Source organism: Algoriphagus aquimarinus, assembly GCF_007997215.1.
Lineage (GTDB): Bacteria > Bacteroidota > Bacteroidia > Cytophagales > Cyclobacteriaceae > Algoriphagus > Algoriphagus aquimarinus_A.
In genome coordinates this window covers 39,945-52,450 of record NZ_VORW01000019.1, presented here as the reverse complement: position 1 = coordinate 52,450, position 12,506 = coordinate 39,945, and the positions used below count along the sequence as shown (strand labels likewise).

Annotated in this window: 9 protein-coding genes; all 9 read left to right on the top strand. The window is 40.4% G+C overall.

Going from position 1 to position 12,506, the window contains the following annotated elements; all coding sequences use genetic code 11:
• Window positions 1-16 precede the first annotated feature (16 nt).
• The 9 genes from rpmF (at window position 17) to ESV85_RS18300 (ending at window position 12,503) form a co-directional block, all read left to right on the top strand.
• Window positions 17-208: a 50S ribosomal protein L32 gene (gene rpmF / locus ESV85_RS18340; RefSeq protein ID WP_075352334.1), complete on the top strand. Its 192-nt coding sequence runs from the start codon at window positions 17-19 to the stop codon at window positions 206-208.
• A gap of 230 nt (window positions 209-438) precedes the next feature.
• Window positions 439-1,437, top strand: coding sequence for a beta-ketoacyl-ACP synthase III (locus tag ESV85_RS18335; RefSeq protein WP_146920189.1), 999 nt, complete (start codon window positions 439-441; stop codon window positions 1,435-1,437).
• A gap of 31 nt (window positions 1,438-1,468) precedes the next feature.
• On the top strand, window positions 1,469-2,032 hold the full coding sequence (efp, locus tag ESV85_RS18330) for an elongation factor P (RefSeq protein ID WP_146920187.1): 564 nt from the start codon (window positions 1,469-1,471) through the stop codon (window positions 2,030-2,032).
• Between the two features lie 96 nt (window positions 2,033-2,128).
• Complete coding sequence (gene accB / locus ESV85_RS18325; protein WP_146920185.1) at window positions 2,129-2,587, top strand: acetyl-CoA carboxylase biotin carboxyl carrier protein; 459 nt, start codon at window positions 2,129-2,131, stop codon at window positions 2,585-2,587.
• Between the two features lie 25 nt (window positions 2,588-2,612).
• A complete protein-coding gene (gene accC, locus ESV85_RS18320) occupies window positions 2,613-3,962 on the top strand; it encodes an acetyl-CoA carboxylase biotin carboxylase subunit (protein ID WP_146920183.1) in 1,350 nt (449 codons plus the stop codon).
• A 252-nt stretch (window positions 3,963-4,214) separates the two neighbouring features.
• On the top strand, window positions 4,215-6,527 hold the full coding sequence (locus ESV85_RS18315; protein ID WP_146920181.1) for a PSD1 and planctomycete cytochrome C domain-containing protein: 2,313 nt from the start codon (window positions 4,215-4,217) through the stop codon (window positions 6,525-6,527).
• A gap of 1 nt (window position 6,528) precedes the next feature.
• Window positions 6,529-7,983 carry a DUF1501 domain-containing protein gene (locus tag ESV85_RS18310; RefSeq protein ID WP_146920179.1) on the top strand — a complete coding sequence of 485 codons (1,455 nt, stop codon included), beginning with the start codon at window positions 6,529-6,531 and terminating at the stop codon, window positions 7,981-7,983.
• A gap of 7 nt (window positions 7,984-7,990) precedes the next feature.
• Window positions 7,991-10,120, top strand: coding sequence for a c-type cytochrome domain-containing protein (locus ESV85_RS18305; RefSeq protein ID WP_146920177.1), 2,130 nt, complete (start codon window positions 7,991-7,993; stop codon window positions 10,118-10,120).
• Between the two features lie 172 nt (window positions 10,121-10,292).
• The gene (locus ESV85_RS18300; protein ID WP_146920175.1) at window positions 10,293-12,503 is read left to right on the top strand and encodes an adenylate/guanylate cyclase domain-containing protein; all 2,211 of its coding nucleotides are present in this window, start codon (window positions 10,293-10,295) and stop codon (window positions 12,501-12,503) included.
• Window positions 12,504-12,506: the final 3 nt, after the last annotated feature.

The window sequence follows — 12,506 nt, the reverse complement described above, 5'->3', positions numbered from 1 at the left end:
ATAAACCACGCATAAAATGGCACATCCTAAACGAAAAATTTCGAAAACCAGAAGAGATAAAAGAAGAACTCACTACAAGTTGGAGGCTCCAGGTTTGGCGAAATGTCAAACTACAGGTGAAATGCACCTACCACACAGAGCTTTCTGGTTGGACGGTAAATTGTACTACAAAGGACAAGTTATCATCGAGAAAGAAATCTTGGCTTAATCAGTCATATAATCCAAAAAAAATCCATTTGTGACTTGCAGATGGATTTTTTTTGCTTTATGCCTATTTAAAAACACTTGTTTATCAAGGCTAATCCTTTCCATTGATGGATTTCTTTTGGTAGAGAATGACAATTGTAATATTTTTGCCTTCCTTACAGAATACAACACATCCATAATAAACAGTTTGAGATGATTTTGATTTGATCGTCTTGGCTTAACCCCAGCATAATGGACAAACTAAGAGCCATGATCACCGGAATACAAGGTTACGTTCCGGAATACAGGTTGACTAACAAAGAACTTGAGAAGCTTGTAGAAACAAATGACGAGTGGATCGTCTCAAGAACAGGAATAAAAGAAAGAAGAATACTTAAGGGAGAAAATCAAGGCACTTCAGTAATGGGTGCCGAAGCCGTCAAGGGTCTTCTGGAAAAAACAGGAACAGACCCACTTGATGTTGATTTGATCATCTGTGCAACGGTAACTCCTGACATGCCTTTTCCCGCTACAGGAAATATCATCGCAGATTTAGTAGGTGCAAAAAACAGCTATAGCTTTGATATTGGCGCCGCATGTTCAGGATTTTTATATGCACTTCAAATTGGTAACCAGTTTATCCAAAGTGGAACACATAAGAAAGTAATTGTAGTCGGAGCAGATAAAATGTCTTCTATCGTCGATTACACAGACAGAGCTACCTGTATCCTATTTGGTGATGGGGCAGGTGCCGTGATGCTAGAGCCTACCACCGAAGACCTAGGTATTGTAGATTCAATTCTCAAATCTGATGGATCTGGAGCTCCATATCTTCAAATGAAAGCAGGAGGGAGTCGCAAACCAGCTTCTCAGGAAACGTTGGATGCTGGCGAACACTTTGCATATCAGGAAGGCTCTACTGTCTTCAAATTTGCAGTGACCAACATGGCTGACGTAAGTGCAGAGATCATGGAGAAAAATGGATTGACAGGAGATGATATCGCTTGGTTAGTCCCTCATCAAGCTAATCTCCGAATTATCAATGCTACTGCCAATCGTATGGGAATCAGCTCTGATAAAGTGATGATGAACATCGAAAAGTATGGCAACACTACAGCTGCAACAATCCCGCTTTGTCTTTGGGACTATGAAAGTCAATTGAGAAAGGGCGACAATCTAATTCTTGCTGCATTTGGAGGAGGGTTCACTTGGGGATCTATATACCTTAAGTGGGGCTACGACCCAAAATAAGTTTATAAGAAAATAATACGACAATAATATTATGGCTAGTACTGCAGATTTTAAAAACGGACTTTGTTTGGTCATGAATAATGACATCTACTCCATTGTTGAGTTTCAGCATGTCAAACCTGGAAAAGGACCTGCATTTGTAAGAACAAAAATGAAGGGTATCACTTCAGGGAAGACGCTTGACAAAACTTTCAACGCAGGAGAAAAAGTAGAAACTGCAAGAGTGGAGAAAAGACCTCATCAGTTTTTATATGCCGATGACATGGGTTACAACTTCATGGACACTACTACTTTCGAACAGATTTCTATACAGGAAAAACTTATCGAAAGATATAATCTATTGAAAGACGGACAGTTAGTGGATATTTTGATTCACGACGAAACGGAAACTCCTCTCGCAGTAGAACTTCCTCCTTTCGTGGAATTGATGATTACTTATACCGAACCTGGCATCAAAGGTGACACAGCTACAAACGCATTGAAAGCAGCTACCGTAGAAACTGGAGCTACTGTAATGGTGCCTTTATTCGTGGAGCAAGACATCCTAATCAAGGTGGATACCCGCGATGGTTCCTACTCAGAAAGAGTAAAATAACTTAGTTAAGCTGTGTGAGTTCATTAAATTACACAGCTTTATTGTTTTAAAACCCATTTAAAAAACTGCCTTAGGGCACCTCTAAATAATAGACCTATGAAAGCAAAAGAGATTCAGGAGTTGATCGATTACATCTCCAATTCTGGTTTGGCGGAAGTTAAAATCAAGACTGACGAGTTTGAACTTTCTATTAAGAAATATGCAGAATCCAATGCTCCAAGAATGGTAGAAATGGCGGCGGCACCTGCACCGGCGGCTATTGCTGCTCCTGCTCCTGCTCCAGCACCTGCTGCTGAAGCTACTCCATCTAATTTGGTAGAGATCAAATCCCCAATGATCGGTACATTTTACATGACATCAAGCCCAGATGCTGATCCGTTTGTAGCTGTTGGAGACTCCATCAAAACCGGACAAACAGTTTGTATCATTGAGGCTATGAAGCTTTTCAATGAGATCGAATCTGAAATTTCCGGTAAAATCGTCAAAATCTTGGTTAGCAATTCTACTCCTGTAGAATACGATCAGCCATTATTCCTTGTAGATCCAGCGGGTTAATTTTTTCACCAAAAAATAAATAGCTGTGTTTAAAAAAATACTAATCGCCAACAGAGGCGAAATTGCCTTAAGAATCATCCGTACCTGTAAAGAAATGGGGATAGAGACAGTGGCAGTTTACTCCACTGCGGATAAGGATAGCTTACATGTCAGATTTGCTGACGAAGCTGTCTGTATAGGACCGGCACCAAGCCGCGACTCCTATCTAAACATCCCAAGAATCATTGCCGCTGCAGAAATAACCAATGCAGATGCTATTCACCCAGGATATGGCTTCCTTTCTGAGAATGCAGAATTTTCTAAAATCTGTGAAGAATACGGAATCAAATTCATCGGTGCTAGTGCTGAGATGATCAATCAAATGGGTGACAAGGCTACGGCCAAAGCAACCATGAAAGCTGCTGGAGTACCTACTATCCCGGGTTCTGAAGGCATTCTGGAATCCATGGAGCAAGGTGTCAAACTTGCCTCTGAAATGGGTTATCCTATCATTCTAAAAGCAACTGCCGGTGGTGGTGGTCGAGGAATGAGGATTGTCCGTGAAGAAGCAGGATTCAAAAAAGCTTGGGATGATGCAAGAATGGAATCAGCTGCAGCCTTTGGCAACGATGGCTTGTACCTTGAGAAATATGTAGAGGAACCTCGACATATTGAGATTCAGATCATCGGAGATAGAACAGGAAAAGCTTGTCATCTTTCGGAAAGAGATTGTTCAATTCAGAGAAGACATCAGAAACTGATTGAAGAAACTCCTTCTCCATTCATCACGGATGAACTTCGCGAAGAAATGGGCAAAGCTGCCATCAAAGGTGCTGAGGCCATCGCATACGAAGGCGCTGGTACAGTAGAATTCCTTGTGGACAAGCATCGCAATTTCTTCTTCATGGAAATGAATACTCGTATTCAAGTGGAGCATCCGATTACTGAAGAAGTTACTGATTTTGACTTGATCAAAGAACAAATCAAAGTGGCTGCAGGCGAGACTATTTCTGGAAGAAATTACTATCCTAAGCTATATGCTATGGAATGTAGAATCAACGCAGAGGATCCTACTCATGGTTTCAGACCAAGTCCTGGAAAGATTCAAAACCTTCATGTACCTGGTGGACGTGGTGTGAGAATTGATTCGCATGTATATGCAGGCTATGTGATTCCTCCTAATTACGACTCCATGATTGCAAAGCTGATTGTCAGCGGGCAATCAAGAGAAGAGGTAATTGTGAGAATGAAACGAGCTCTTGAGGAATTTGTAATTGACGGTATCAAAACCACCATTCCTTTCCACATCGCGCTATTAGAAAATGAGCAGTTCAAAGCAGGAAATTTCACCACGAAATTCTTGGAAGACTTTGACTTCTCAGTTATAAAAGGATAATTTAAATACCTTAATATATAGAAAAGCTGTCCAACTGGGCAGCTTTTTCTGTTTATAGGTACAGGTATTTCAATATGATTTCTAAAAACATTTTTCTTTAAATATCACAAAACGTTTTTCTATTCATTAATATTTTTGGTTAAGTTTTTTTCCTTTTGTCAAAAAAGCAAAAGAATAATTCTACTATCAGGACAGCTTTTGTCCAAATTATCGCTAGTTTGAGAGTGATTTAACTATCGATTTGACCCAAAAATGGCGTATCCCAATATATTTAGACTTCTAGCTTTCTCTAGCTTTGGATTGGCAATTTTCAGTTGTAACTCAAAGCAGTCCAATGAAATACAAGTTTCGGGAATTGAACAAGTCAGCTATAACTTTCATATTCGCCCTATTCTTTCTGACAAATGCTTTGCGTGTCATGGCCCAGACGCTAACAAACGCGAATCTGACCTACGTCTGGACACCGAAGCTGGTGCTTATGCTGCACTGAAAGAAGACCCAAATCATTTTGTGATTAAGCCTGGGAACCTAGAAGAATCAACAGTCTACCATAGAATCACTTCCGAAGACCCAGGAGAGCTCATGCCTCCTCCAGATTCTAATCTTGCCTTATCCAATTTGGAAATCCAGCTGATCAAAAAGTGGATCGAACAAGGTGCTAAATATGAACCACACTGGGCTTTCGTACCTGCAGAAAAATCCCCCCTCCCTGAAGAAACTGACTGGACCCTCACTGAAATAGATCGCTTTGCATTAAAGAAAATGAAGGAAAAAGGCCTTCAACCTAATCCTGAAGCTAAACCTAATGAACTGATCAAGCGGGCAAGTCTAGATCTAACAGGACTCCCACCAAGTCCCGAAGTTTTGGATAGATTTGGAGATTTCACTGGTAAACTTTCCTATGAAGATTTATTGGAAGGCTTATTAGATGATCCAGGTTTTGGAGAGAAAATGGCAATTCTCTGGATGGATATTTCAAGATATTCAGATAGCTATGGCTATCAGGACGATAATATCCGAACTCAGTGGCCTTATCGGGATTGGGTGATTCATGCATTCAACGAAAATATGTCTTATGACCAATTTGTCACATGGCAACTTGCGGGAGACCTTTTGCCTGATGCAAGCAAAGAACAGATTTTGGCGACAGCCTTCAATAGAAATCACAAATACACAGAAGAAGGAGGCGTAATCGACGAGGAATACCGAATCGAATATGTACTTGACAAAACAAATACAGTAAGTAAAGGGCTTTTGGGAATCACAATAGAGTGTGCCCAGTGTCATGATCATAAGTACGACCCATTTTCGCAGAAAGAGTATTATGAGATGTTTGCCTTTTTCAATAATACACCTGAAAAAGGATACCAAGGGGACGTTTCTCAATCCAAACCTGCTAAAACACCAATTTTATGGGTAGATCAGGAAGATTTATCAGGCATCCTCAGCTTTATTAATTACGCTGACACATCCAAATTAAGCATCTCTGTGATGGGAGAACTAGATGAGCAGCGACCAACGTACATTCTCGATCGGGGTGTGTATGATGCGCCTACTACGGAGGTGGAGCCCTCCACTCCTAGTTCCATTATGGAATTCCCGGACGACCTTGAAAAGAATCGTCTGGGCTTGGCAAAATGGATCACTGCAAGAGAAAATCCCCTGACAGCTAGAGTATTTGTGAACCTGATGTGGCAAGAGATTTTCGGTCAAGGCATAGTCAAATCTGCTGGTGATTTTGGTATGCAGGGAGATCTTCCTACACATCCTGAGTTATTGGACTGGTTGGCAGTTGACTTTATGGAAAATGGTTGGGACATCAAGCGCCTGATGAAGCAAATTCTTAGCTCTGCTACCTATAAGCAGTCAGCTGTAATTACTGAAAAGCATCTCAATACAGATCCTGACAATTTATATTTGGCTAGAGCACCCCGCCTTCGATTACCTGCAGAAAACATTCAGGACTTGGTACTTGCTAGCAGTGGACTTTTAGTAAGAACACTGGGAGGTCCAAGTCTTAAGCCATATATGCCAGAAGGAATTTGGGAAGCTGCTACCTCTGGAAGAGGAGTTTTGGCAACATATGTTCAGGATAAGGGCGATAAACTCTACCGTAGAGGTCTATACAATTTCATTAAACTTACTGTCCCACCGCCTAAGGCGATCATATTTGATTCCAGTAATCGTGATCGATGTGAGATAGGAAGAAGCAGAACAAATACGCCATTACAAGCACTAGTGATGATGAATGATCCAATGATTTTGGAAGCATCCCGTGTACTGGCTGGCAAAATGTGGGACGAATACAAGGATGGAGAAAATGCTATTTCCACCTCTTTCAAACGTATCGTTTGCAGGGATTTGAGCAGTAAGGAAAAGTCAATTCTACTTTCGTATTACAAAGATCAATTAGAGAGATTCAGTGAAAATCCAGACCAGGTGCTCCCTACTTTAAGTGTAGGTGAATATCCACTGGAAGAAAAAAATATCAATCCAGAAACCGCAGCGCTCATGCAAGTGATCGTGAGTATTTATAATCTGGAAGAAACCATTACCAAGAGTTGATATGGAAAAGGAAATATTAGAAGAAGGACTCAATCACAATCGAAGGAAATTCCTTTCCAGACTTAGCCTTGGGGTTGGAAGTCTAGCACTGGGATCTCTATTGGTTCCTGACCTTTTTTCTGGAAAAGCTGAGGCCGAAGAAGCTATGATGAAGGCACTTCCTCATTTTGCTCCGAAGGCGAAAAGAGTTATTTATCTATTTCAAAATGGTGCTCCAAGTCAATTGGAATCATTTGATTATAAGCCTCTTTTGAATAAGAGAATGGGAGAAGAACTTCCTGAATCTATTCGTGGAACGCAGCGACTCACCGGAATGACCGCTGGTCAATCCTCCTTTCCTTTGGTAGGTTCTCACTACAAATTTGACCAATACGGAGAATCAAGAGCTTGGATATCAGAGGTTTTTCCACATACAGCCGGAATTGTTGATGATATATGTATCGTGAAATCCATGCATACAGATGCAATCAATCATGATCCTGCACTTACTTTTTTCCAGACAGGTGCTCAAGTAGGAAACCGTCCAAGTATGGGGTCTTGGTTGAGCTACGGATTAGGATCTGAGAATAGTAATCTTCCTGCATTTTCCGTTTTGCTTAGTCGTGGACGTGGCAATGGACAAGGGGTTTATTCTAAGCTTTGGAGTAATGGCTTCTTAGACGCCACTCACCAAGGCGTTCAGTTTTCCAATTCTGAAGACCCAGTCCTTTATCTCAAAGACCCGGAATCAATGAGTCGCGCCGAAAGAAGGAAAATGATAGATCAGATTGCTGAGATGAATAATTTAAGCATGCAGCAATTCAATGATCCTGAGATTTCCGCGAAAGTAAAGCAATATGAAATGGCTTATCGTATGCAAACAGCCGTTCCGGAAATGACTGATATTTCCAAGGAGCCAGAGAGTATCATCAAACTCTACGGACCAGATTGCTTGGTTCCAGGCACCTATGCTGCCAATTGTCTTTTGGCTAGAAAACTGTCTGAGAGCGGCGTTCGATTCGTTCAACTCTACCACCAAGGTTGGGATCAGCATGGCAATTTGCCAAATGAAATGAGACTTCAGGCAGAAGATGTGGATCAGGCCTCAGCTGCTTTGATTACAGATTTAAAGCAAAGAGGATTGCTTGATGAGACATTGGTAATCTGGGGGGGTGAATTTGGGAGAACGAATTATTGCCAAGGAAAAATCTTGGTGGATAACTATGGTCGTGATCACCATCCTCGCGCATTCTCTATATGGATGGCAGGTGGCGGAGTGAAGTCTGGAATGGTCTATGGCGAAACCGATGAATTTGGCTACAACATCACCGAAAACCCTGTGCACGTTCATGATTTCCAAGCTACGGTCCTTCATCTTATGGGAATTGATCACGAGCGCATGACATACAAACACCTAGGAAGAAGATATCGCCTGACGGATGTCTCTGGCAAAGTAGTAAAAGACTTAATTGCTTAGAATCAATATGCTCAAGATTTCTTCGATCAGATCTATTCTGGAAAACACCCTTTTTGTCTGGATAGGTCTCACACTCATCATTACCCTTGCGGGAAATTCTCTGGTGTTACCCGACTGGCTACAGGTTGTCGGCAGAAGCCATCCTATACTTTTGCACTTCCCTATTGTATTGCTCTTAATGGGCTTGCTCTTTTTCTGGATTCCAGGAATTGACAAAAAACCTGAGATCAGAGAAATAGGAGAAATCAGCTTTCTCGCAGGCTGTAATTTTGCAGGAATCACTGTGTTGGCAGGGCTGATTCTGGCTCAGGAAGAATATACCGGAGAGATACTCACTTGGCACAAATGGGGAGGACTGGTAGTTTTCGGAGGCTGTGTGTTGCTTTATTTTTTCAGATCTATTAAAGCAAATTTCATTCGCCTTTCCAGTGTAGCTCTCGCCATCGCAATTATTGCTACAGGTCATTGGGGAGCAGGATTGACACATGGGGAAGATTTTCTTCTGGCTCCCATACAGTCAAATGAAATTGAAGTAATTCCCTTGGCTGAGGCTGAAATTTTTGAACATGTAGTTCAGCCGATTTTACAGGCTAAATGTATCAGTTGCCATAAAGAAGGCAAGATCAAAGGCAAGCTAAGAATGGATCATATCGAAGGTTTGCAAAAAGGTGGAAAATCCGGACCATTTGTTTTGGCTGGAGATTTTGAAAAATCAATGCTTATCCAGCGAATCAATCTTCCTGAGGATGACAAGAAACATATGCCTCCTAAGAACAAGACTCAATTGACTGAAGAAGAGTTTCTGATCTTAAGTGAATGGGTTGCCTCTGGAGCTAGTTTTGAACAAAAGCTGGTTACGCTTCCTACTAAAAATGAACTCTACCAATTGGCTTCTGTGAAGTTTGAAGGAAATAAAATCTATTCCTTTGACGCTGCTGACAAAGACGATATTCAGGAATTAAACACTTCATACAGATCTGTTCAAGCTCTTTTCCCTGAGTCTCCAGCTTTGGATGTCTCCTATTTTGGCATCTCCGCTTTTCCACCTAAATCACTTTCGGACCTAAATATAGTCAGTGACCAAATCGTTCGATTTAGTCTAAACAAGATGCCTTTGACTGGTGTTGATCTTAAGTTTTTGAAGGACTTCAAACATCTGGAAGAGCTTCAACTAAACTTCACTGACTTGGATGCTGACCAGCTAAAAGTAATTTCTGAACTCAATAACTTAGAAGTTCTGGCCATTTCCGGCAACATAGTTAATCAAGTGTCTATACAAAATCTCGCTAAGATGAAGTCTTTGAAAAAGCTTTATTTATGGGAAACAGCAATGAGTAGTCAAGATCAGGAAACCATAAAAAAGGCACTTCCAGAAACTGAAATAGACTTTGGCTTTGATGGTAAGGGAATAATTTATGATTTGAATAGCCCAATCATTTCCCAATCGGAAATAATCTATCAAGATAGTCTTGAGTTAAAGCTCTCGCACCCAATAAAAACAGCTGAGATCCGCTACACACTCGATGGAACCGAGCCAGATAGCATTTCCAGTACGATTTATACCAAACCACTGTTTGTTACAAATACAGGAAAGGTCATAGCAAAAGCATTTGCAAAGGATTGGAAAGGATCTAAACCAACTGAATCTGTTTACATCCATTCTGGAATCAAGCCTTCTAAATTCTCTTTGGTTTACGAGCCAAATTCAAAGTATAATGCTTCCGGGCCTGCGACTCTTTTTGATTTGGAAAAGGCTGACGCGTCAAATCATGGTCAAAAATGGTTGGGTTTTCAGGATGAACCTATGGTGCTAGAAGTTGACTTTAAGGGTTTACCAAAGGCTAAAAAGTTATCCCTTAGCCTACTTTATAATGAAGGAGCACATATTTTCCCTCCTTCAAAAGTGATCGTTCAAGGATTCGAAAATGGAACTTGGAAGCCGCTAGCGAGTAACTCTCCAGCCGTGTCACCGAAAGCATTGTCAGCACGATCAGAACTTCTAACTCTTGAGTTAGAAAACACAAACTACGACAAGCTTAAAATAACCCTTACCCCTCTTCCGCATCTTCCAAAGTGGCACTCAAATGCTGGTAGCAAAGGTTGGGTCTTTGTGGATGAGGTGATTTTCAATCAATGAAAATGAAGAAACGACTAAGAGCTATCTTGACTTAAGTTAAAATTAATCAACTAATTGTAAATCAGAATCGATCTTTACAATAGCGATTTTCTAAGCTCCTGAAAAATGATTAGATTAATTGCTATACTTACTAGAGTTAATGTAGAGTTCTTACCCTCATTTACAATTTTTCATGAATCAGGAGCTAAATCGAAAGCAATCGATCGTCTATTTTTCTGACATAGTAGGATATACCCTACTGATGGGCCAAGATGAAGAGTATGCTTTTGAGCTGATGAAGCAAAATCTGGAACTTCACACACGTGTTCTGAGCAAATACCACGGATTAGTAATCAAAGAACTTGGTGATGGAATTCTGGCTACGTTTGAGACAGCTGAAGAAGCCTTGAAAGCAAGTCTTGAGATCCAAAAGGAATGGATCACAACAGGAGAACTTAAACTTCGAATTGGTCTACACTGCGGAGGAGTTATTTTAGACCATGGAGATGTTTTTGGTGACGCAGTTAATGTAGCATCACGGGTTCAAAGCATAGGAGTACCATCTTGTGTGCTTTTTTCATCCAAAGTATTAGAGCAACTCCCTCAAATCTCAAAATTAACATATGTGAGTTTAGGTGCTTTTCGCCTTAAAAATGTAGCAAAAGAATTAGAGATTTATGCTTTAAGCAATACCCCACTCGCGGTTCCCAAACGCAAGGAGATGATCAGCACTATAAAATCTCAGGAAAAAGAACCTTGGAAGTTTTGGGTTGGATTAGGCGTAGCCGTTCTCTTGTCCATTTTTTTGATCTTTTCCTTACTATGGAATGATTACACTTGGGAAAAGGATAAATCTGTCGCTGTATTGCCATTCACTAACACCATTTCCAATCCTGATCTGATGTTTTTTGCAGATGGGCTCACGGAGGATGTTATATCACACCTTTCTAAAATTGAAGGAATTAAGGTGATTGACAAGGATGCCGTTTCCAAATATCAAGACTCAGAAATCCCTTTGGATTCTATTGCTAGAATGTTGGATGTGAGCACTATCCTCAAAGGTTCAATAGAATGGATTGGAGATAAAATCCGAATAAATGTCCAGCTGATAGATCCTATAGAAAATAAAAACCTCTGGACTGAAACCTTCAATAGAGAAGTGAAGGATATTTTCAAAGTCCAAACCGAGATTGCTTCCACAATAGCCACAGTCCTCAATATCAATCTCAGCTCAAAAGAAAAAGAGCAGATTTCTAAAGAACAAACTAACAGTTTTGAAGCATATGAACTCTATCTCAAGGGAAAGGAAAGTTATGGCAGAAGCAACAAAAGTGAAACTTTAGAGTCTATTAGGCATTTTAAATCCGCTCTTAATATTGATCCAAATTATGCATTAGCCTATACTGGTCTCGCAGATTCCTACGCAAGACTTGTTTATTATGGTGAAGAAGAAACATGGCTTGATTCCAGTTTGAAGGCGAATGGCCATGCCTTGGATATTGACCCTTATCTCGAAGAGGCATATAAGTCTGCAGGATCTGTATATTATTATCAAGGTAATATTGATTTAGCACAGATCGCTTTGGAAAAGGCCTTGGTACTCAACCCAAACCTGAGTGGTGCCATTGGGAATTTGGCTACAGTTTACATGACACAGGGAGACCTAATTCGTGCATTAGACCTCCAGATTAAATCGGCATCCTTAAACCCTACCAACTACATTCCTACTCAAATCACAGGTTGGATTTATAGAATCCTAGGTCACCAAGAGACTGCAATCAACTGGCTAGAAAAATCAAACACCATCACCTTTGATGCTGTAACTGCCGAACAACTTGCCTATGTCTATCTTGAACAAGGTGATAAAACTAAGGCCTTAAAGATGATTGATGTAATCTTAGAGAATAATACTACTAACTCAGTCTACAATTACTCCTCAGCCGGATACATTGCCTTTATGGCTGGAAATATGGATCGGTCAATTGAGCTATTTGAAAAAGTCTTACAACTTAACCCCAATACTGTTGATGACATTTATGATTCCACTCCAATTTTCTTAGCTCATGCCTATTTACAAAAGGGTGACAAATCCCAAGCAAAGTTACTGACTGATATCGCACTAAATGCACGGGAAACTTCTGTGGAATCAATTAAAAATGATTCGAATCTATGGTTTGATCTAGCTCAATTGGAGGCAATAAGAAACAACAAAACACTGCTAGTCCAATACCTAAATCAAGCTTTTACCAGTGGCTATAGAGATGTATTTCAAATCAGAACAAACCCCATTTTTAAAGACTATCTAAAGGATCCTGCATTGAAGAAAGTACTAAACCAAATAGATACTAAACTGTACGAGCTAAATCAAGAACTACAATCCAACGATCTAGGTCAACAAAAGTAATAG